Annotated in this window: 19 protein-coding genes and 1 pseudogene; 9 read left to right on the top strand and 11 right to left on the bottom strand. The window is 69.5% G+C overall.

Features of this window, described 5'->3' with window-relative positions:
- Positions 1–5 precede the first annotated feature (5 nt).
- Positions 6–1,283, bottom strand: coding sequence for an ATP-binding protein (locus tag ACZ4N5_RS29625; RefSeq protein WP_467760096.1), 1,278 nt, complete (start codon positions 1,281–1,283; stop codon positions 6–8).
- Positions 1,284–1,487: 204 nt separating this feature from the next.
- On the opposite strand from ACZ4N5_RS29625, the pseudogene ACZ4N5_RS29620 reads away from it, so the two are divergent.
- Both ACZ4N5_RS29620 and ACZ4N5_RS29615 read left to right on the top strand, forming a co-directional pair.
- A pseudogene (locus ACZ4N5_RS29620) lies at positions 1,488–1,888 on the top strand (ATP-binding protein).
- 33 nt (positions 1,889–1,921) lie between these two features.
- Positions 1,922–2,803 (top strand): hypothetical protein, encoded by an 882-nt coding sequence (locus ACZ4N5_RS29615; protein WP_467760095.1) that lies wholly within the window; start codon positions 1,922–1,924, stop codon positions 2,801–2,803.
- A 49-nt stretch (positions 2,804–2,852) separates the two neighbouring features.
- Here the strand turns inward: ACZ4N5_RS29615 and ACZ4N5_RS29610 are convergent, their stop codons facing one another.
- Both ACZ4N5_RS29610 and ACZ4N5_RS29605 read right to left on the bottom strand, forming a co-directional pair.
- Positions 2,853–3,173: a hypothetical protein gene (locus tag ACZ4N5_RS29610; protein WP_467760094.1), complete on the bottom strand. Its 321-nt coding sequence runs from the start codon at positions 3,171–3,173 to the stop codon at positions 2,853–2,855.
- 40 nt (positions 3,174–3,213) lie between these two features.
- On the bottom strand, positions 3,214–4,914 hold the full coding sequence (locus ACZ4N5_RS29605; RefSeq protein ID WP_467760093.1) for a sodium:solute symporter family protein: 1,701 nt from the start codon (positions 4,912–4,914) through the stop codon (positions 3,214–3,216).
- Positions 4,915–5,093: 179 nt separating this feature from the next.
- On the opposite strand from ACZ4N5_RS29605, the gene galT reads away from it, so the two are divergent.
- The 3 genes from galT to galK are packed head-to-tail and all read left to right on the top strand — an operon-like array spanning position 5,094 to position 8,298.
- On the top strand, positions 5,094–6,182 hold the full coding sequence (gene galT, locus ACZ4N5_RS29600) for a galactose-1-phosphate uridylyltransferase (protein WP_467760092.1): 1,089 nt from the start codon (positions 5,094–5,096) through the stop codon (positions 6,180–6,182).
- Positions 6,179–7,144, top strand: coding sequence for a UDP-glucose 4-epimerase GalE (gene galE, locus ACZ4N5_RS29595; protein WP_467760091.1), 966 nt, complete (start codon positions 6,179–6,181; stop codon positions 7,142–7,144). The genes galT and galE overlap by 4 nt, the downstream gene beginning before the upstream one ends.
- An 11-nt stretch (positions 7,145–7,155) precedes the next feature.
- A complete protein-coding gene (gene galK / locus ACZ4N5_RS29590; protein ID WP_467760147.1) occupies positions 7,156–8,298 on the top strand; it encodes a galactokinase in 1,143 nt (380 codons plus the stop codon).
- Between the two features lie 122 nt (positions 8,299–8,420).
- Here galK and ACZ4N5_RS29585 read toward each other — a convergent pair whose 3' ends face one another.
- A complete protein-coding gene (locus tag ACZ4N5_RS29585) occupies positions 8,421–8,879 on the bottom strand; it encodes a GNAT family N-acetyltransferase (protein WP_467760090.1) in 459 nt (152 codons plus the stop codon).
- A gap of 255 nt (positions 8,880–9,134) precedes the next feature.
- On the opposite strand from ACZ4N5_RS29585, the gene ACZ4N5_RS29580 reads away from it, so the two are divergent.
- Complete coding sequence (locus tag ACZ4N5_RS29580) at positions 9,135–9,902, top strand: response regulator transcription factor (RefSeq protein ID WP_355845887.1); 768 nt, start codon at positions 9,135–9,137, stop codon at positions 9,900–9,902.
- On the opposite strand, the gene ACZ4N5_RS29575 is transcribed toward ACZ4N5_RS29580, so the two are convergent.
- Positions 9,861–10,358 (bottom strand): MarR family winged helix-turn-helix transcriptional regulator, encoded by a 498-nt coding sequence (locus ACZ4N5_RS29575; protein ID WP_467760089.1) that lies wholly within the window; start codon positions 10,356–10,358, stop codon positions 9,861–9,863. The genes ACZ4N5_RS29580 and ACZ4N5_RS29575 overlap by 42 nt on opposite strands.
- A 191-nt stretch (positions 10,359–10,549) precedes the next feature.
- Between ACZ4N5_RS29575 and ACZ4N5_RS29570 the strand changes: the two genes are divergently transcribed.
- Positions 10,550–11,368 carry a trans-aconitate 2-methyltransferase gene (locus tag ACZ4N5_RS29570; RefSeq protein ID WP_467760088.1) on the top strand — a complete coding sequence of 273 codons (819 nt, stop codon included), beginning with the start codon at positions 10,550–10,552 and terminating at the stop codon, positions 11,366–11,368.
- Positions 11,368–11,736: a VOC family protein gene (locus ACZ4N5_RS29565; RefSeq protein WP_467760087.1), complete on the top strand. Its 369-nt coding sequence runs from the start codon at positions 11,368–11,370 to the stop codon at positions 11,734–11,736. The genes ACZ4N5_RS29570 and ACZ4N5_RS29565 overlap by 1 nt, the downstream gene beginning before the upstream one ends.
- A 102-nt stretch (positions 11,737–11,838) precedes the next feature.
- Here the strand turns inward: ACZ4N5_RS29565 and ACZ4N5_RS29560 are convergent, their stop codons facing one another.
- The gene (locus ACZ4N5_RS29560) at positions 11,839–12,516 is read right to left on the bottom strand and encodes a TetR/AcrR family transcriptional regulator (RefSeq protein WP_355845895.1); all 678 of its coding nucleotides are present in this window, start codon (positions 12,514–12,516) and stop codon (positions 11,839–11,841) included.
- A complete protein-coding gene (locus ACZ4N5_RS29555) occupies positions 12,513–13,526 on the bottom strand; it encodes an acyl-CoA desaturase (RefSeq protein ID WP_467760086.1) in 1,014 nt (337 codons plus the stop codon). Before ACZ4N5_RS29555 ends, ACZ4N5_RS29560 begins: the two co-directional genes overlap by 4 nt.
- Before the next feature lie 350 nt (positions 13,527–13,876).
- Here ACZ4N5_RS29555 and ppc point away from each other — a divergent pair, with 350 nt between their 5' ends.
- The gene (ppc, locus tag ACZ4N5_RS29550; RefSeq protein WP_467760085.1) at positions 13,877–16,609 is read left to right on the top strand and encodes a phosphoenolpyruvate carboxylase; all 2,733 of its coding nucleotides are present in this window, start codon (positions 13,877–13,879) and stop codon (positions 16,607–16,609) included.
- A 147-nt stretch (positions 16,610–16,756) separates the two neighbouring features.
- Here ppc and ACZ4N5_RS29545 read toward each other — a convergent pair whose 3' ends face one another.
- From ACZ4N5_RS29545 to ACZ4N5_RS29530, 4 genes are all read right to left on the bottom strand, one after another.
- Entirely contained in the window at positions 16,757–17,254 is a 498-nt protein-coding gene (locus tag ACZ4N5_RS29545) for a hypothetical protein (protein ID WP_467760084.1), read from the bottom strand.
- Between the two features lie 224 nt (positions 17,255–17,478).
- A complete protein-coding gene (gene pth / locus ACZ4N5_RS29540; RefSeq protein WP_467760083.1) occupies positions 17,479–18,090 on the bottom strand; it encodes an aminoacyl-tRNA hydrolase in 612 nt (203 codons plus the stop codon).
- 73 nt (positions 18,091–18,163) lie between these two features.
- Positions 18,164–18,757 (bottom strand): 50S ribosomal protein L25/general stress protein Ctc, encoded by a 594-nt coding sequence (locus ACZ4N5_RS29535; protein WP_467760082.1) that lies wholly within the window; start codon positions 18,755–18,757, stop codon positions 18,164–18,166.
- A 194-nt stretch (positions 18,758–18,951) separates the two neighbouring features.
- Positions 18,952–19,926 (bottom strand): ribose-phosphate diphosphokinase, encoded by a 975-nt coding sequence (locus tag ACZ4N5_RS29530; RefSeq protein ID WP_467760081.1) that lies wholly within the window; start codon positions 19,924–19,926, stop codon positions 18,952–18,954.
- Between the last annotated feature and the right edge of the window lie 43 nt (positions 19,927–19,969).

The following is a 19,969-nucleotide window of genomic DNA, read 5'->3' as shown; positions in this document are numbered from 1 at the left end:
CCGCCTCACATGCGGACGTGGCGCTCGATGTCCTCCCTGAACTCGGTGAGCGCCTGGGCGGTGAGAGAGGGGCGGGTGTCGGCGATGGCGGTGAGGTAGTCCTCGGTGTCGGCCGGTGCGCCCCGGCGGTCGGTGACTTCGCGTTCGAAGGCGGCCTGGGAGCCCTTGAGCGCGGCGAACTCGATGTCGGCGGGGGTGAACATCTCGCTGGCCGCCACCAGCCGGCGCAGCTCGACCCCGTCGGCGGCGGGGCCGAGATAGCGCCGCCAGATCGCTTCCCTGGCGGCTGGATCGGGAGGACCGACCGGGATGACGTAGTCGAACCGGCCGGGGCGCAGGAACGCCGGATCGAGGGAGCGGACGGAGTTGGTGGCGCAGATCAGCAGACGGTCGTCGTGATCGCGGAAGCCGGGGATCAGCTTGAGCAGTTCGTTGGTGACTCCGTGGCCGGGGTCGACGGCCGTGCCGGACCGTACGCCGGCGATCTCCTCGACTTCGTCGATGAACAGGAGAACGGTCTCCAGTGCGGCCAGATCGGTGAACGTCTCCCGCAGTGAGGCGGCCAGATTCCCGTCTCCCGCCGCGAGCCTCGACGGGAAGAGCTCCACGAACGGCCACTCCAGCCGGGAGGCGACGGCCCTGGCGAAGCTTGTCTTGCCGGTGCCCGGCGGGCCGAAGAGGATGACCGCCTTCGGTGGCCTCACCCCGTACCGGTCGGCCAGCGCGGGCTCTGCGAGCGGCAGCACGATCCGCCGCTCGATCGCTTCCTTCTCCCGCTCCATCCCGGCGAGGGAACCCCAGAGTCCCTGGGGCTGGACCCGCCCGCCGAGCTCCGCGAGGAGACCGGCGTCGCCCGCGCCGAGATGCTCGACCTTCTCGTAGAAGAGCAGACCCTCGCGGGTCCGGTAGCCGGAGTTCTCCAGGGCCGCGGTGCCGGTGGCCTCGGGGGCGAGCAGCGCGCCGATCCGGCGTATCCCCTGCGCGCGCAGACGCTGCTCGAGCTCGGCTATCAGGGCGCTCCCGATCCCACGGCTCCGCCAGTTCCCCGCGAGCGCCACCAGCGTGATCCAGGCCCGGTCGCCCTGGGCCTGCGCCACGGCCATGCCCACCAGGTCGTCGCCGACGACCGCGACCACCGCGGACCCGCCCGCCCGGGCCGTGGCCATGACCTCGGACACGGTGAACACGGGAGGAGCATCGTCCGGGTGCCGGTCCTGGTCCCAGATCTGGATGGCACGGTCGAGATCGTCGTCGCGGAATTCCCGCAGTCGCCACGTCGGCATCATCGCCACCTCGCCGAGTACCCATTCTCCGCGAGCCTCGGATCGTCGGCATCCGCACGACGCCCTCCGGGGGACGGGGAAGCTAGCCAGACAGAGCGGTGTCCTCGTAAGGCCCGGTTTTTATGTGGTGCAGGAAGTGGGCGAGGGAGCCGGGGGCCGCCCCGGCGAAGTCTCGACTCCCCACACTTGAACCGGAGTTCACGCATGTCCACGACCGAACCCTGGACCTACGCCCTGCACATCCCCACGACACCCGCGCCGTCACCGTCTGCCGCCGAACCGTCCGCCTGATCCTCACCCTGCACGGCCTGATCGGTCGCACGGACGTCGCCGAGCTGCTGGCGGCGGAGCTGGTCTCCAACGCCGTACGGCATACGAAGGGCCCCGCCGCTCTGCGGCCGGCCTGGCGGGGCGGGGTGCTGCGGATCGGAGCCCGGGACGCGAGCCCGCTGCCGCCGCCGTACGACCTGCCGGTCACCTCCGACGCCGAGGCGGGCCGGGGCCTCGCCCTGGTCCGGGCCTGCGCCGACGACTGGGGCCGGCATCCACTCCGCCAGGGCGGCGACACCGGCAAGTACGTGTGGCGTGACCTGGCGGCGGCGTAGCTCGTTGATCACGTCGGATCGAAAGGAGGTCGGATGGTCAGCTCGTCGCATGAAGCGATGCACCACTTCGGCCAGAAGGACACGGCCGCGCTGATCCGCAACTTCCAGAGGCTGTTCCACGTGCGATTTCCAGAGCCGTGCGGCTTCGCGGTGGTCAACACGGACCTGACCGAGATCGAGCCGGTCGAACGGCGTGTGGACAGTCTGGTCCGGGTGCACACCGAGAGCGGGGACTTCTTGTTGGTGCTGGAGTCGCAGGGCAAGAAGGACGAGAGGAAGCGGGGAAGCTGGCCGTACTACCTCTCGTATCTCTACGAGAAGTACCGCTGTGAGCCGGTGCTGATCGTCATGATCCAGAGCAGTTCGACCGCACGCTGGGCGGCCCAGCCCATCCGGTTCGGTCTGCCCGGCTGGTCCTCGCTCGTCGTGAGGCCGATGGTTCTTGGGCCGGACCAGGTTCCTGTGATCACCGATGAGAAGGAGGCGGCGCAGGATGTGTCGCTCGCGGTGCTCTCGGCGATTACGCATGGTAGAGGGCCCCATGTCGCTGCGATACTGAGACCACTCGCGGCGGCCCTGGAGACCACTGACCCTGCAAGCGCGGCTCTTTTGGCGCAGCTTGTGACGTCTGGCCTGGTGGATTCCCAGGCGAAGGAGATTTGGAGGGACCTGATGGCTCCGGTGAACTACTTCTTCCAGAATCCGGTCGCGGATCAGCTGAGGGACGAAGGGCGCATCGAGGATCGCATCGAGATGATCCTGAGGATCCTGGAGTTGCGCGGTATCCAGGTATCCGACTCCGCCCGGCTTCGCGTACAGGCGTGCTCCGACCTGGAGCAACTCAAGGCGTGGTCGGAGCGGGCCGTCCACGTGACCGACCCGGCCGACCTGTTCACCTCCGCACAGCCCGGGTAGCAGCCAAGAGCCGGAATCCCCTGAGGAACCCCGGCCCCGGGTGCGGGTGTTACTCCGCCGTCGGCGGAGCGTGCTCCTCGGCCGGGGATTCCGGCACCGTCGGCGGCAGTGGCCGCAGCCACAGCCAGGCCAGGAAGAACAGGCCGAGGGCGAGCATGCCGAGGCCGGTCCAGAGGTTGATGTTGATGTCGCCGGCCTTGGCGAGGTCGGCGTCGGAGACCGTGATGCCGGCGATGGTGACGATGACGCCGTAGATCACGAACAGGCCGCCGATGATGCGGCGGATGTCGAACAGGCGAGCAGCGGTCGCGGACTTCTTCTCGAGTTCCGAGACCTCGCGCTGCGCGTCGCGTTCCGAATAGTCGGACATGGTTTCTTGATTCTCCCTCGTCGGAACGGGTCGGGGCTCGTCAGAACGAGAACGGGATGTAGCAGGCGGCGGCCAGGATCATGGCGCCCCAGCCCAGCAGGGCGGGCCTGCGGTACCAGGCGTCGTCGCCGGGGGCCGGCGGCTCGGCCATACCGGGGGACACCGTGCCGTAGACCAGACCCCGCAGCTCCTCCGCGGGCTTCGGGGCGGTGAAGAGCGAGACTCCCACCATCACCACGCCGCCGGCCACGAAGGCGACGATCGCGGAGACGAAGTTGGCGCCCTGGTCGGAGGGGAAGCCGATGATGTCCTGCTTGTAGAGGACGAAGTAGTTCACCATCGCGGCCGTCGTGCCGGCCAGCAGCCCCCAGAAGCCGGACTTCACCGACGCCCGCTTCCAGAACATGCCGACGATGAAGACCGCGAACATCGGCACGTTGAAGAAGGAGAAGAGCGTCTGGAGGTAGCTCATGATGTTGGAGAAGGACGAGGCCAGGAAGGCCGTCCCGATCGACGCCAGGACGCCGATGACCGTGATCAGGCGGCCGAAGCGGACGTAGTAGGAGTCCTCGCGGTCCGTCACCACGTACCTCCTCCAGATGTCCGACGTGAAGACCGTGTTGAAGGACGAGACGTTGGCGGCCATGCCCGCCATGAAGGCGGCCAGCAGGCCGGTCACCGCGATGCCGAGGACACCGTTCGGCAGCAACTCCTGCATGAGGTACGGGATCGCGTCGTTGTACTGGAGATCCGAGCCGCTCGTGCCGATCTTCGGGACCAGGACGGCCGCCACCAGCCCCGGGATCATCACCAGGAAGACGATGAAGATCTTCGGGTAGGCCGCGATGAGCGGGGTGCGCTGGGCCGCGGAGAGGTTCTTGGCCGACAGCGCGCGCTGCACCTCGGCGAAGTTCGTCGTCCAGTAGCCGAAGGACAGCACGAAGCCCAGACCGAGCACGATGGTCAGCCAGTTGGCGCCGAGCGGGTTGTCGCTGCCGATGCCCGTACCGCCCCAGGCCGTCGTGAAGTCCGCGCCGTGGGTCTTGTCGAGGGAGTCGGTCAGGCCGTTCCAGCCGCCCACCCGGTTCAGACCGAGCACGGCGATCGGGATCAGCGCCGCGAGGATCACGAAGAACTGGAGCACCTCGTTGTAGATCGCGGAGGAGAGACCGCCGAGGGTGATGTAGGCGAGGACGAAGAACCCGGCGACCACGATCGCCACCCACTGCGGCCAGCCGAGCAGTGCCTCGACGACGATCGCGAGCGAGTAGAGGTTGACGCCGGCGATGAGGACGGCGGCGAAGGCGAACAGGATCGAACTCAGCAGGTGCGCCCATTTGTCGAAACGCAGCAGCAGGAACTCGGGCACCGAGCGGACCTTGGAGCCGTAGTAGAACGGCATCATCACCAGGCCCAGGAAGACCATCGCCGGGATGGCGCCGATCCAGTACCAGTGCACGGTGTAGACGCCGTACTGGGCGCTGTTGGCGGCCATGCCGAGGATCTCGGTGGCGCCCAGGTTGGCCGAGATGAAGGCCAGGCCGGTGATCCAGGCGGGCAGTGAGCGCCCGGACAGGAAGAAGTCGAGGCTCGTCCTGACCGAGCGGCGGGCCGCGAAGCCGATGCCCAGGACGACCACGAAGTAGATGCCGAGGATTGTGTAGTCGAGTGCGTTCGTGGGGAGTCGCAGCTCGGCGGCGAGCAGGGTGCCCGCTTGGGGCGGATGTGTGGGGGACTGCATCAGAACTCGCTTCGTCGCATGAACCTATCGGACCGGAACCTATGCCTCCGCATGCAGGAAATGCACCCTTCGAGTGGTGTCCTTTGTTTGATTGTGACGTTGACTGTGGTGGTGGCTTGTGGTTTGTTGTGTTCGGTTATGTTTGAAGGTTTGATCGGGTGTTGATGGGGAGTCCGACTGTGAAGAAGACCTCGACCCGGCTCGCCGACGGTCGTGAGCTCATCTATTACGACGCGGGCGACGACCAGGTGCGCGACGCGGTGGACCGGCGCCCGCTCGACCCGACCGTCACCACCTCGGAGGTGCGCCGCGACCCGCTGCTCGGCGACTCGGTGGCGATCGCCTCGCACCGCCAGGGGCGCATCTACCACCCCCCGGCGAACGAGTGCCCGCTGTGCCCGTCCTCCGGCGACCGGCTGAGCGAGATCCCCGACTCCTCGTACGACGTCGTGGTGTTCGAGAACCGCTTCCCCTCGCTGGCCGGCGACTCCGGCCGCTGCGAGGTCGTCTGTTTCACCTCCGACCACGACGCGTCCTTCGCGGATCTGACGGAGGCGCAGGCCGGTCTCGTCCTGGAGGCGTGGACGGACCGGACCGCCGAACTGTCGCATCTGCCCTCCGTCGAACAGGTCTTCTGCTTCGAGAACCGTGGTGCCGAGATCGGTGTGACACTCGGTCACCCGCACGGGCAGATCTACGGCTACCCCTTCACCACCCCCCGTACCGCACTGATGCTGCGCTCGCTCGCCGCGCACAAGGAGGCGACCGGCGGCGAGAACCTGTTCGACGAGGTCCTCGCGCGGGAGCTGGCGGACGGGTCACGGATCGTCCTGTCGAGCGAGCACTGGGTCGCCTTCGTCCCGTACGCCGCCCACTGGCCGTACGAGGTCCACCTCTACCCGCGCCGCCGTGTGCCCGACCTGCTCGGCCTCGACGAGGACGCGCGCACAGAGTTTCCCCAGGTCTATCTGGAACTCTTGAGGCGCTTCGACCGGATCTTCGACGGGCCGGACGGTGGGAAGGAAGGGGCGGGCGAGCCGCCGACGCCGTACATCGCGGCGTGGCACCAGGCTCCCTTCGGCCCGCTGGAGGACTTCGAAGGCGTCAACCGGGACGACTTCGCGCTCCACCTCGAGCTTTTCACCATTCGCCGCACTTCCGGCAAGCTGAAGTTCCTCGCGGGTTCCGAGTCCGGCATGAACGTGTTCATCAACGACGTGCCGCCGGAATCCGCGGCTCAGCGACTGCGAGAGGTAGCGAGTTCATGAGTGGGAAGTATCTGGTCACGGGTGGAGCCGGCTATGTGGGCAGCGTGGTCGCGCGTCATCTGATCGAGGCGGGCCACGAGGTCACCGTCCTCGACAACCTCTCGACGGGATTCCGCGAGGGCGTACCCGCCGGTGCCGCGTTCATCGAGGGTGACATCCGCGACGCCGCCAAGTGGCTGGACTCCTCGTACGACGCCGTCCTGCACTTCGCCGCGTTCTCGCAGGTCGGCGAGTCCGTGGTGAAGCCCGAGAAGTACTGGGACAACAACGTCGGCGGCACCATGGCGCTGCTCTCCGCGATGCGCGAGGCCGGGGTGCGCAAGCTGGTCTTCTCCTCCACGGCCGCGACGTACGGCGAGCCCGAGACCACTCCGATCGTCGAGTCCGCGCCGACCCGGCCCACCAACCCCTACGGCGCCTCCAAGCTCGCCGTCGACCACATGATCACCGGCGAGGCGGCGGCGCACGGACTGGGCGCGGTCTCGCTGCGGTACTTCAACGTGGCGGGCGCGTACGGCGACAGCGGTGAGCGGCACGACCCCGAGTCGCACCTCATCCCGCTGGTCCTCCAGGTCGCGCAGGGCCGCCGCGACGCGATCTCCGTCTTCGGCGACGACTACCCGACGCCGGACGGCACCTGCATCCGCGACTACATCCATGTCGCGGACCTCGCCGAGGCGCACCTGCTCGCGGTCGAGGCCGCGTCCCCGGGCGAGCACCTGATCTGCAACCTCGGCAACGGCAACGGCTTCTCCGTCCGCGAGGTCATCGAGACCGTGCGCCGGGTGACCGGGCACCCGATCCCCGAGGTCGTGGCACCGCGCCGCGGCGGCGACCCGGCGGTCCTGGTCGCCTCGGCGGAGACCGCCCGGGAGCGGCTCGGCTGGAACCCGTCCCGCGCGGATCTCGCGGGCATCGTCGCGGACGCGTGGGAGTTCGCACAGAACGTAGCGAAGGGGTAGCAGTGGAGCAGGTGGGGGTACGTGAGGGCTTCGAGGAGCTGTACGGTGCCGCGCCCGAGGGCGTCTGGGCGGCGCCGGGCCGGGTCAACCTGATCGGCGAGTACACGGACTTCAACGAAGGGTTCGTGATGCCGCTCGCGCTGCCGCACACGGCGGTCGCGGCGGTGTCCCGCCGGTCCGACGGGGTGCTGCGGCTGCACTCGGCGGACATCGACGGACCGGTCGTCGAGCTGCGCGTCGACGAGCTGGTGCCCCGGTCGGACACCGGCTGGGCCGCGTATCCGGCGGGTGTGGTGTGGGCGCTGCGCGAGGCGGGTCACGCCGTCGGCGGCGCGGACATCCACCTGGCCTCCACGGTCCCCACCGGCGCCGGGCTGTCCTCATCGGCGGCCCTGGAGGTCGTCACGGCCCTCGCCCTCGACGACCTGTACGAACTCGGGCTCACCCGCCCCGAGCTGGCACTCCTCGCGCAGCGCGCCGAGAACGACTTCGTCGGCGTGCCGTGCGGCGTCATGGACCAGACGGCGTCGGCGTGCTGCACCGAGGGCCACGCCCTGCACCTCGACTGCCGCGACCTGTCGATCCGCCAGATCCCCTTCGACCTCGCCTCTCAGGGCCTCGAACTCCTCGTCGTCGACACCCGGGTGAAGCACGCGCTCGGGGACGGGGCGTACGCCGAACGGCGCGCGGGCTGCGAGGAGGGGGCGCGGCAGCTGGGTGTGTCCCATCTGCGCGATGTCGCCTACGAGGACCTCGAAGCGGCCCTCGCCCGGCTCTCCGACGAGCGTGTCCGCCGTTACGTCCGCCACGTCGTCTCCGACGACCACCGGGTGGACCGGGTCATCGCCCTGCTGGACGCGGGCGACGTACGGGCGATCGGACCGATCCTGACGGATGGTCACGCCTCGCTGCGTGACGATCTGCGCATCTCCTGCGCCGAGTTGGACCTCACGGTCTCCGCGGCCAACGCCGCCGGTGCGCTGGGGGCCCGTATGACGGGCGGGGGCTTCGGCGGTTCCGCCGTCGTGCTGGTGGAGTCCACCGACGTGGACAGCGTCACCAAGGCGATTGCGGAGGCCTTCACGTCGGCGGGATTCACGACCCCGCGGATCTTCCCGGCCGTTCCTTCGGCGGGGGCCCGGCGCCTCGGCTGACCCCCGGTTTCTTCGCCCCCTTCGCCCCTGCCCGTCCCGTACTCAGGGGGCTCCGCCCCCCCCGAACCCCCCGCTCCTCGAACGCCGGAGGGGCTGAGATCCTCGCCGGAGGAGTCGGATCCTCAGCCGGCTCCCCAGCGCTTCGTCAACGTGTACTCCGTGATCCCCGGCGGATAGTCGGGGATCACGCACACCACCTCGTACCCGTGCTTGCGGTAGAAGTCCGGGGCCTGGAAGTCCCAGGTCTCCAGGCGGGCGGCGTCGCAGCCGCGTTCGCCGGCGGCCCGTTCGGCCTCGGTGAGGAGACGGGTGCCCAGGCCCGCGCCGCGGTGGCGGGCGTCGACCCACAGGTACGTGACGTGGAGCCAGGTCGTCCAGGTGTGGCCCACCAGACCGCCGGCCAGTGCGCCGTCCTCGTCAAGGACCCAGATGTGGAGCGGGAGTTCACGTTCACCTGGGGTTCCGCGCAGCGCGCGCAGCACCGGGGAGGCCGCCGTGTTCGTGTCCAGCAGTTGTCTGCGGAGCAGATCCCGACGGTCTTTGTCGTCTCCTGTCTCGATACGAAACATACGGCTCACCATAAACGGGCCGGCCAACCAGTTCTGCAAATTACCTTCCGCTCCTCGCCCCCGGCCGTACCCTGATGAACAGTGCCGGTGGGGGCCGGTGCTGATCAGGGGGCGAGACAGTCGGGTACGACGCCCGAAGTGGGGGTAGCACTTCCAGCACGGCGGCGGCCGTGCGGCTGCGGCACCTCGGTTTCGGGTCGCAAGCGGGCTCGGAATCGCTTCGGGCGCCGTACCCGTACGGACCGTCCCCCGACAGTGGGGGTTTCTGTGGTTCGCATCCGAGTACTGGTCGTCGACGACCATCGCATCTTCGCCGAGTCGCTCGCCGCCGCTCTCGCGGCCGAGCCCGACGTGGACGTGTCCGCCGCGGGCAGCGGTCCCGCCGCGCTGCGCTGTCTCGAGCGCGCGGCGGCCGAGGGCCGCCGCTTCGACGTGCTGCTCGTCGACGCGGACCTGGGCGGCAATCTGCCCGGCATGCGTCCGGCGGTGCCCGTCCAGGAGAGCAACGAGGACGGTCTGGTGGACGGCATCTCGCTCGTCGCCGGGGTGCGCTCCGGGCAGCCGAGCGTACGGATCGTCGTGCTGGCCGAGAAGGACGATCCGCGCCGGGCCGCGCTCGCCCTGCAGGCCGGGGCCTCGGGGTGGGTCGCCAAGGACTGCTCGCTGTCGCGGCTGCTCACCGTCATACGGGGTGTGCTGCGCGACGAGACCCATCTGCCGCCGGCCCTGCTCACCGGGGTGCTCAGGGAGCTCACCGCGGCGCGCAAGCACCGGACCGAGAGCGAGCGGCTCGTCGAGTCGCTGACGCCCCGGGAGCGCGAGGTGCTGCGGTGCATGGTCGCCGGGCTGGGGCGCAAGGCGGTGGCGGAGCGGCTGTTCCTGTCACCCCACACCGTCCGCACGCATATGCAGAACGTGCTCGGGAAGCTCGGTGTGCACTCCACCCTCGCCGCCGTGGCACTGGCCAGGCGCGCCGGGGTCGGACCCGTCGACCTATCCGGGGATGTTGTCGAACGGGGCGGTCAACTGGCGTAGCAGCCCGGCCAGTTCACCGCGCTGTGCTCTGCTCAGCTCGGCGAGGATGGCCCGCTCCTGGTCGAGCAGACCGGCCAGCGCCTGGTCGGCGCGGTCGCACCCTTCGGCCGTGAGGCGTACGAGCACACCCCTGCGGTCGCTCGGGTCCGGGAGGCGTTCCACCAGACCCTTCTTGGTCAGACGGTCGATGCGGTTCGTCATCGTGCCCGAGGTGACGAGCGTCTGGGTGAGCAGCTGTCCCGGGGAGAGCTGATACGGGGATCCCGCGCGCCGCAGGGCCGTCAGGACGTCGAACTCCCATGGCTCCAGGCTGTGCTCGGCGAACGCCAGCCGACGCGCACGGTCCAGATGCCGGGCCAGCCTGCTCACCCGGCTGAGCACCTCGAGCGGTTCCACGTCGAGGTCCGGGCGCTCCCGGCGCCACGCAGCGACCAGCCGATCGACCTCGTCCTCCATGACGATCAGTGTAGTGGTTGTGTCGACATGAAGTCTCTTGAGATGGAGTCTCTTTATTTCGAGTTTCTTGATGGAAAGTTTCTTGACGTCGAGATATTTTTTCTGTGAGGCTGGAGACCCAGAACGGTCCGGCCACCGCTGTCCCACTCCGCGGTCCGCGACCTCTCCGGCGACTTTCGAGGAGGCCACCCATGACTGCCGCCACCACCCCCAGCTGGGACCCGGGCCAGTATCTGCGCCACTCCCGGCACCGAGCCCGCCCCTTCGCCGACCTTCTCGCCCAGGTCCCGGACCTCCCCGGCGAGCCCGCCCGCATCGCCGACCTCGGCTGCGGCCCCGGCAACGTCACCACCCGGCTCGCCGACCGCTGGCCCACCGCCCACATCACCGGCTACGACAATTCGGCCGAGATGCTCGCCAGGACCGAGGAGTACGCCGGTCCCGTCCCCGGCGGCGGACGGCTCGACTTCGCCCACGCCGACCTCACCGACTGGGCGCCCACAGAGACGTATGACCTGATCACCTCGAACGCCGCGTTCCAGTGGGTGCCGGGACACCTGGAGTCGTTCCCCGGCTGGCTCGACGCGCTCGCGCCCGGTGGCACCCTCGCCTTCCAGATGCCCCACAACATCGACGCCCCGCTGCATGTCCTGCTGCGCGAACTGGCCTCCTCCCCCCGCTGGAAGGGCCTCCTCGGCGACACCCCGCGTCCCACGGACTCCGTCCACGACCCGCTCGTCTACCTGGACCGCCTGGAGGCCCTCGGCTGCCGGACGGACGTCTGGGAGACGACGTACATGCAGCTGCTGACCGGGCCGGACCCGGTGCTCGACTGGGCGAAGGGGACCGCGCTGAGGCCCGTGCTGACCGCCCTCGCGGACGATCCCGAGGCCCTGGACGCCTTCGTCGCCGCCTACCGGGACCTGCTGCGCGACGCCTACCCGGCGCAGCCGTACGGCACGGTGCTGCCGTTTCGCCGGCTGTTCGCCGTGGCCCGGAAGGAGGCCTGATGCTCGCCGCCCTCGACCATGTCCAGCTCGCCGCCCCGCCGGGCTCCGAGGACCGCCTGCGCGCGTACTACGTCGACGCGCTCGGCATGACCGAGATCCCCAAGCCGCCCGTTCTCGCCGCCCGCGGGGGCTGCTGGTTCCGTTCGGGGGACGTCCACCTGCACCTCGGGATCGAGGACTCGTTCCGTCCGGCGAAGAAGGCCCACCCCGGACTGCGCGTCACCGGCATCGACGCGTACGCCGAGCGGATCGCGGCCACGGGCGCCCCCGTCACCTGGGACGAGGACCTGCCCGGTCACCGGCGATTCTTCTCCGAGGACCCCGTCGGCAACCGCCTCGAATTCCTGGAGCCGCTCGTCCGCACATGACGAAAAGCCCCCGGGAGGCTCAGCTCCTCGGGGGCTTTCGTCGTCCTCGTGCGGGCCCGGCCCCGGCCTCGCGTTCTGGCCGTGCGATCCAGGCCTCGCGCCCTAGGCCTTGCGATGCCCGATCAACCGCGGCTTCGGCTCCAGGCCGTCCAGCCCGTGCCACGCCAGATTCACCAGATGCGCGGCCACCTCCGCCTTGCGCGGCTTGCGGACGTCCAGCCACCACTGGCCCGTCAGCGCGACCATGCCGACCAGGGCCTGGGCGTACAGGGGCGCCAGCTTCGAGTCGAAGCCACGGCTCTTGAACTCGCGGCCCAGGATGTCCTCCACCTGGGTGGCGATGTCCGAGATCAGCGACGCGAAGGACCCCGTCGACTGGGGGATGGGGGAGTCGCGGACAAGGATGCGGAAGCCGTCCGTGTACTCCTCGATGTAGTCCAGGAGGGCGAACGCGGCCTGCTCGCACAGCTCGCGCGGATGGCCCGCCGTCAGTGAACTGGTCACCATGTCCAGCAGCCGGCGCATCTCGCGGTCCACCACCACCGCGTACAGACCCTCCTTGCCGCCGAAGTGCTCATAGACCACCGGCTTGGAGACACCGGCCTTCGCCGCGATCTCCTCCACCGACGTGCCCTCGAAGCCCTTGGCCGCGAACAGGGTGCGACCGATCTCCAGCAGCTGCTGACGGCGCTCGGCGCCGGTCATGCGGGTGCGGCGCGCACGCCGCGGCTTTTCATTGCTCGGGGTGCTGCTGGAGTCGGTCGCCACGCCGTCAATCATGCCGCTTCAGCGGTTTCCGTCTTGCGTCGGGAGCTGTTCCCGTCGTCGCTGCGGCGGGAATCGATACGCGAGCGTGACGGCCAGCGCACGTCGTACGCCCAGCCGAGCTGCTCGCACCAGCGGATGATCCGGGCCGAGGAGTCGATCTGGCCACGATCCACACCGTGCCGGGCGGACGTCGGGTCGGCGTGGTGGAGGTTGTGCCAGGACTCGCCGCACGAGAGCACCGCCAGCCACCACACATTGCCCGAGCGGTCACGCGACTTGAAGGGGCGCTTGCCGACCGCGTGGCAGATCGAGTTGATCGACCAGGTCACGTGGTGCAGCAGCGCCACCCGGACGAGGGAGCCCCAGAAGAATCCGGTGAACGCGCCCCACCACGACATCGTCGCCAGGCCGCCGATCAGCGGCGGCAGGGCGATCGAGAGCAGGGTCCAGAGGATGAACTGACGCGAGATCGCCCGGATCACCGGGTCCTTGACCAGATCCGGCGCGTACTTCTCCTGAGAAGTGCGCTCCTCGTCGAACATCCATCCGATGTGCGCCCACCACAGGCCCTTCATCAGCGCCGGGACCGTCTCGCCGTAACGCCACGGCGAGTGCGGGTCACCTTCCGCGTCGGAGAACTTGTGGTGCTTGCGGTGGTCGGCGACCCAGCGCACGAGGGGGCCCTCGACCGCCATGGATCCCGCGATCGCGATCGCGATCCGCAAGGGGCGCTTCGCCTTGAAGGAGCCATGGGTGAAGTAGCGGTGGTAACCGATCGTGACGCCGTGGCAGCCCAGGTAGTAGAAGAAGACCAGCAGACCGAGATCCAGCCAGCTCACCCCCCATCCCCAGGCCAGCGGCACCGCCGCGAGCAGCGCCAGGAACGGGACGGTGATGAAGAGAAGAAGGGTGAGCTGTTCGAGTGACCCCTTCTTCTCGCCGCCGAGGGTGGCGGCGGGGAGCGAGATGTCGTCGTTGTCCGCCTGCGGGGCGTCGTCGATCACATCGGAACTCGTGGTCATGGGCGTCCCCTGTGGGGTTCGAGGGCGAGGAAGGGCGGGGAAGGGTGTCCGGGTGCGAACCCAGGGTCCTCCCGTCGTCCAACGGGAATACCTACGGGTCCGTAACCTACGGCGTCGTAAGTATGTCAGCGCGTAGCCCGGCGGCAAGAGCCCGTGAGCCTGCGCGTCCGAGAGGACACCTATCCTTGGAGTCGGTCGGACAGCGCGGTCCGTTCTGATTTCTTCCCGGATGCCACCTCCCTAAGCGGCACCCGCCGCGCGCGGTCGCCACCCGGGTTCCCTCCCAGACGAGCTTCAGACGAGATTCCCCACTCTTCAGACGAGCTTCAACACTGCAAGGAGCCGCACCTGTGAGCAGTGCCGACGACCAGACCACGACGACCAGCAGCGAACTGCGCGCCGACATCCGCCGCCTGGGCGATCTGCTCGGTGAGACCCTCGTACGTCAGGAGGGCCCCGAGCTCCTGGAACTGGTCGAGAAGGTCCGCCGCCTGACCCGCGAGGACGGCGAGGCCGCCGCCGAGCTGCTGCGCGGCACCGAACTGGAGACCGCCGCCAAGCTGGTCCGCGCCTTCTCGACCTACTTCCACCTCGCCAACGTCACCGAGCAGGTGCACCGCGGCCGGGAGCTGCGCGCCAAGCGCGCCGCCGAGGGAGGCCTCCTCGCCCGTACGGCCGACCGGCTCAAGGACGCCGACCCCGAGCACCTGCGCCAGACGGTCAAGAACCTCAACGTGCGCCCGGTGTTCACCGCCCACCCCACGGAGGCGGCCCGGCGCTCGGTCCTCAACAAGCTGCGGCGCATCGCCGCGCTGCTGGAGACCCCGGTCATCGAGGCCGACCGCCGCCGCTACGACACCCGCCTCGCCGAGAACATCGACCTGGTGTGGCAGACGGACGAGCTCCGGGTCGTCCGCCCCGAGCCCGCCGACGAGGCACGCAACGCCATCTACTACCTGGACGAACTGCACGCCGGCGCCGTCGGCGACGTCCTGGAGGACCTCACAGCCGAGCTGGAGCGCGTCGGCGTCGTCCTCCCGGACGAGACCCGGCCCCTCACCTTCGGCACCTGGATCGGTGGCGACCGCGACGGCAACCCGAACGTCACCCCCGACGTCACCTGGGACGTCCTGATCCTCCAGCACGAGCACGGCATCAACGACGCCCTGGAACTCATCGACGAGCTCCGGGGCTTCCTGTCGAACTCCATCCGCTACACGGGCGCGACGGACGACCTGCTGGACTCCCTCCAGACCGACCTGGAGCGCCTGCCGGAGATCAGCCCCCGCTACAAGCGCCTCAACGCCGAGGAGCCCTACCGCCTCAAGGCCACCTGCGTCCGCCAGAAGCTGGAGAACACCAAGCTCCGGCTGGCCAAGGGCACGCCCCACGAGGACGGCCGGGACTACCTGGGCACCGCGGAACTGCTGCGCGACCTCACGCTCATCCAGACCTCGCTGCGGGAGCACCGCGGCGGCCTGATCGCCGACGGCCGCATGAACCGCACCATCCGCACGCTGGCCGCCTTCGGCCTCCAGCTCGCCACCATGGACGTACGCGAGCACGCGGACGCCCACCACCACGCCCTCGGCCAGCTCTTCGACCGCCTCGGCGAGGAGTCCTGGCGCTACGTGGACATGCCGCGCGACTACCGGGCGAAGCTCCTCGCCAAGGAGCTGCGGTCCCGGCGCCCGCTCGCCCCGACCCCCGCGCCGCTGGACGCCGCCGGCCACAAGACGCTCGGCGTCTTCGAGACCGTCAAGAGGGCCCTGAAGATCTTCGGGCCCGAGGTCATCGAGTCGTACATCATCTCGATGTGCCAGGGCGCCGACGACGTCTTCGCCGCCGCGGTCCTCGCCCGCGAGGCCGGACTGCTCGACCTGCACGCCGGCTGGGCGAAGATCGGCATCGTGCCGCTCCTGGAGACCACCGACGAGCTCAAGGCCGCGGACACGATCCTGGAGGACATGCTCTCCGACCCCTCGTACCGCCGACTGGTGGCGCTGCGCGGGGACGTCCAGGAGGTCATGCTCGGCTACTCCGACTCCTCCAAGTTCGGCGGCATCACCACCTCGCAGTGGGAGATCCACCGCGCCCAGCGCCGGCTGCGCGACGTCGCCCACCGCTACGGCGTACGTCTGCGGCTCTTCCACGGCCGCGGTGGCACCGTCGGCCGCGGCGGCGGCCCCTCGCACGACGCGATCCTCGCGCAGCCCTGGGGCACCCTGGAGGGCGAGATCAAGGTGACCGAGCAGGGCGAGGTCATCTCCGACAAGTACCTGGTCCCCTCGCTGGCCCGCGAGAACCTCGAACTGACGGTCGCCGCCACCCTCCAGGCCTCCGCCCTGCACACCGCGCCCCGTCAGTCCGACGAGGCGCTGGCCCGCTGGGACGCGGCGATGGACGTCGTCTCCGACGCCGCCCACTCCGCCTACCGGCGGCTCGTCGAGGACCCGGATCTGCCGACGTACTTCCTCGCCTCCACGCCGGTCGACCAGCTCGCCGACCTGCACCTGGGCTCGCGGCCCTCCCGCCGCCCCGGCTCGGGCGTCTCGCTCGACGGACTGCGCGCCATCCCGTGGGTCTTCGGCTGGACCCAGTCCCGGCAGATCGTGCCCGGCTGGTTCGGCGTCGGCTCCGGCCTCAAGGCACTGCGCGAAGCGGGCCTGGACACCGTGCTCGACGAGATGCACGAGCAGTGGCACTTCTTCCGGAACTTCCTCTCGAACGTCGAGATGACCCTCGCGAAGACCGACCTGCGCATCGCCCGCCACTACGTCGACACCCTCGTCCCGGACCACCTCAAGCACGTCTTCGCCACCATCGAGGCAGAGCACGAGCTGACCGTCCGCGAGGTACTGCGCATCACCGGCGGGGAGAAGCTGCTCGACACCCACCCGGTGCTCCAGCAGACCTTCGCCATCCGCGACGCCTACCTGGACCCGATCTCCTACCTCCAGGTCGCCCTCCTCAAGCGCCAGCGCGACGAGGCGGCGGCGGGACAGCACCCGGACCCGCTGCTCTCGCGGGCCCTGCTCCTGACCGTCAACGGTGTGGCGGCGGGACTGCGCAACACCGGCTGAGCAGGCGAGAGACCGGTCAGCGGGCAATCCCCGCTGACCGGGCGGCACCGGCCGAGCGGGCGGCACCGGCCGAACACGAGAGAAGGCGCCCTCCGCGCTCGTACCCCGTACGAGCGCGGAGGGCGCCTTCCCACGTCTGTGGGGGTGCTAGAGGGCCAGGAACGCGGCCGTCAGCAGCGCGAGCCCCGTGCCCGCCATCAGCCAGGCCACGCGGGTCAGCCGCAGACCGCCCGCGACCACTATCGAGGCGAGCAGCAGGGCGCCCGCCAGGGGGACCCATGCGTAGAGCAGACCGGCCGGACCGCTGCGGACGACCTCGTCGCTGCCGGGCTTCACCGTGACCGTGTACGTCCGGCCCTTCTTCACCGCCACCGACTGGTCGATGACGACGCGGGACCGCGCCCGTGAACCCGGCGACACCGGCGTGTACGGGCCCGTGCACACCTCGCCCGAGCACGCCCGCACGGCGATCGTGCCCTGCTCCCGGCCCTTGCTCAGCATCACGTGCTGTGCTGTGCCCCAGGAGGCCCAGACGCCCGCGATCAGGATGAGCCCGGTGACCAGGCCCATCGCCGCGAGCTGCCCGATCCGCAGCGCCGCGAACGCGCTCTGACTGGAGGTGACGGCACGCATGGCGGGGATCATTGGCCATGGCCGCGCGCCCGGTCAACTCCGGTGGGGGACAAGTCGGCAGTTGTACGAGTACATCGACCGCCCGGCCGCCCCCTCGGCCGTACCGCCCGGCCGCCCCCTCGGCCGGACAGGTCGGTCGTCGGGTCTCCCCGCGCGGTCGTCCGGCCGTTGCCCCGGTCTTCCAGCCGCCCGCGAGGTCTTCCCGCCCGACCCCCGGGGTCTCTCCCGGCCGTCCCTCAGGTGTTGTACGTGCCCTGGGCCCGCTCCAGGCCCTCGATCACCAGACACTCCACGGCGTCCGCCGCCCGGTCCACGAAGTAGTCCAGCTCCTTGCGCTCGGCCGACGCGAAGTCCTTCAGCACGAAGTCCGCGACCTGCATACGGCCCGGAGGGCGCCCGATGCCGAACCGCACCCGGTGATAGTCGGCGCCCATCGCCTTCGTCATGGACTTCAGCCCGTTGTGGCCGTTGTCGCCGCCGCCCAGCTTCAGCCGCAGCACGCCGTAGTCGATGTCCAACTCGTCATGGACCGCCACGATGTTCGCCGTCGGCACCTTGTAGAAGTCCCGCAGCGCGGTCACGGGGCCACCCGACAGGTTCATGTACGACATCGGCTTGGCCAGGATCACCCGGCGGTTCGCCGGACCGGGCGGCCCGATCCGCCCCTCGATCACCTGCGCCTGCGCCTTGCCCGCCCGCTTGAACTTGCCGCCGATCCGCCCGGCCAGCAGATCGGCCACCATGAAGCCCACGTTGTGCCGGTTCATGGCGTACTCGGGGCCGGGGTTGCCGAGGCCCACGATCAGCCAGGGCGCGTTGGCGTCGGTCGTCACGTCCGTGTCTCCCATGTGTCCTTGATACGCGGCAGCCGCCGCTCCCGACAGGAGCGGCGGCTGACACAGATGAAGATTCCCGGGGGGATCAGGCCTCGGCGGCCGCGTCGCCCGCGGACTCGCCCTCGGCGGCCGGCTCCTCGGCCTGCGCCGACAGGACCTGGATGACGACCGCGTCCTCGTCGATCGCCAGCGTGGTGCCCTTGGGGAGCTTGATGTCCTTGGCGTGGATGGAGGCGCCGGCCTCCAGGCCCGCGATGGAGACGGTGACCGACTCCGGGATGTGGGTGGCCTCGGCCTCGACCGTCAGGGTGTTCAGCACGTTCTCGACGAGGAAGCTGCCCGGGGCCAGCTCGCCCTCGGTCTGCACGAAGACCTCGACGGTGACCTTCTCGCCGCGCTTCACGAGGAGCAGGTCGACGTGCTCGAGGAAACCCTTGATGGCGTCACGCTGGACGGCCTTCGGGATCGCGAGCTCGGTCTTGCCCTCGATGTCCAGGGTGAGCAGGACGTTCGGGGTACGCAGGGCGAGCTGCAGCTCGTGGCCCGGCAGCGTGATGTGGACCGGGTCGGTGCCGTGGCCGTAGACGACCGCGGGGACCTTGGCCTCACGGCGGATGCGGCGCGCGGCGCCCTTGCCGAACTCGTTACGGGTCTCGGCGGCGAGCTTGATCTCGGACATGTCCACTCCTCGTAGATCCTGGGGAAAGAGGTCACCCGGCCAAAACATCGGCCTGCTACGAAGAGCGCGTCGATAACGGACCGCCGTACCCGCTTCTGCAAGCGGTACGGCCTCCCTCGCCGAGCAACTGTGACAGCTTACGGGGCGGGGAGGCCGTACATGAAATCGATCTAGGCGACCGGTGGGGCGAGGGCCTACTGCTCCTCGAACAGGCTCGTCACCGAGCCGTCCTCGAAGACCTCACGCACCGCGTTCGCGATCGTCGGCGCGATCGACAGCACCGTGATCTTGTCGAGCTCCAGCTCGCCCGGAGTCGGCAGGGTGTCCGTGAAGATGAACTCGCTGACCTTGGAGTTCTTCAGACGGTCGGCCGCCGGGCCGGAGAGCACGCCGTGCGTGGCCGTCACGATGACGTCCTCCGCGCCGTGCGCGAACAGCGCGTCCGCCGCGGCGCAGATGGTGCCGCCCGTGTCGATCATGTCGTCGACGAGCACGCAGACGCGGCCCTTCACGTCACCGACCACCTCGTGGACCGTGACCTGGTTGGCGACGTCCTTGTCGCGGCGCTTGTGCACGATGGCCAGCGGAGCGTCGAGACGGTCGCACCAGCGGTCGGCGACCCGCACTCGGCCGGCGTCCGGGGAGACGACGGTGAGCTTGGACTTGTCGACCTTGGCGCCCACGTAGTCCGCGAGGATCGGCAGCGCGAACAGGTGGTCCACCGGACCGTCGAAGAAGCCCTGGATCTGGTCCGTGTGCAGATCGACCGTGAGGATGCGGTCCGCACCGGCCGTGCTCATCAGGTCCGCGATCAGACGCGCCGAGATCGGCTCACGTCCACGGTGCTTCTTGTCCTGACGGGCGTAACCGTAGAAGGGCACGATCACCGTGATGCTCCGGGCGGAGGCCCGCTTCAGAGCGTCGATCATGATCAGCTGCTCCATGATCCACTTGTTGATGGGAGCCGTGTGGCTCTGCATCAGGAAGCAGTCGGCGCCGCGGGCGGACTCCTGGTAGCGGATGTAGATCTCGCCGTTCGCGAAGTCGAAGGCCTTGGTCGGGACAACCCCGACACCCAGCTTGTGGGCGACCTCCTCGGCAAGCTCGGGGTGGGCGCGGCCGGAGAAGAACATCATCTTCTTCTCGCCGGTCGTCTTGATCCCGGTCACAGCACTGTCTCCTCAGAGGTCTTCTCAGTGGGCGGAGAGGTCT

It is taken from the genome of Streptomyces sp. NPDC026500 (genome assembly GCF_055567635.1).
Note: the sequence above shows the minus strand (reverse complement) of the source record. Positions and strands in the feature narration are given on the sequence as shown.

Bases quoted from the DNA above. Each gene is read 5' to 3' on its own strand.
- ACZ4N5_RS29625 (WP_467760096.1), bottom strand. From the start codon at position 1,283: ATGCCGACGTGGCGACTGCGGGAATTCCGCGACGACGATCTCGACCGT.
- ACZ4N5_RS29615 (WP_467760095.1), top strand. From the start codon at position 1,922: ATGGTCAGCTCGTCGCATGAAGCGATGCACCACTTCGGCCAGAAGGAC.
- ACZ4N5_RS29610 (WP_467760094.1), bottom strand. From the start codon at position 3,173: ATGTCCGACTATTCGGAACGCGACGCGCAGCGCGAGGTCTCGGAACTC.
- ACZ4N5_RS29605 (WP_467760093.1), bottom strand. From the start codon at position 4,914: ATGCAGTCCCCCACACATCCGCCCCAAGCGGGCACCCTGCTCGCCGCC.
- galE (WP_467760091.1), top strand. From the start codon at position 6,179: ATGAGTGGGAAGTATCTGGTCACGGGTGGAGCCGGCTATGTGGGCAGC.
- ACZ4N5_RS29585 (WP_467760090.1), bottom strand. From the start codon at position 8,879: ATGGTGAGCCGTATGTTTCGTATCGAGACAGGAGACGACAAAGACCGT.
- ACZ4N5_RS29575 (WP_467760089.1), bottom strand. From the start codon at position 10,358: ATGGAGGACGAGGTCGATCGGCTGGTCGCTGCGTGGCGCCGGGAGCGC.
- ACZ4N5_RS29570 (WP_467760088.1), top strand. From the start codon at position 10,550: ATGACTGCCGCCACCACCCCCAGCTGGGACCCGGGCCAGTATCTGCGC.
- ACZ4N5_RS29565 (WP_467760087.1), top strand. From the start codon at position 11,368: ATGCTCGCCGCCCTCGACCATGTCCAGCTCGCCGCCCCGCCGGGCTCC.
- ACZ4N5_RS29560 (WP_355845895.1), bottom strand. From the start codon at position 12,516: ATGATTGACGGCGTGGCGACCGACTCCAGCAGCACCCCGAGCAATGAA.
- ACZ4N5_RS29555 (WP_467760086.1), bottom strand. From the start codon at position 13,526: ATGACCACGAGTTCCGATGTGATCGACGACGCCCCGCAGGCGGACAAC.
- ACZ4N5_RS29545 (WP_467760084.1), bottom strand. From the start codon at position 17,254: ATGATCCCCGCCATGCGTGCCGTCACCTCCAGTCAGAGCGCGTTCGCG.
- pth (WP_467760083.1), bottom strand. From the start codon at position 18,090: ATGGGAGACACGGACGTGACGACCGACGCCAACGCGCCCTGGCTGATC.
- ACZ4N5_RS29535 (WP_467760082.1), bottom strand. From the start codon at position 18,757: ATGTCCGAGATCAAGCTCGCCGCCGAGACCCGTAACGAGTTCGGCAAG.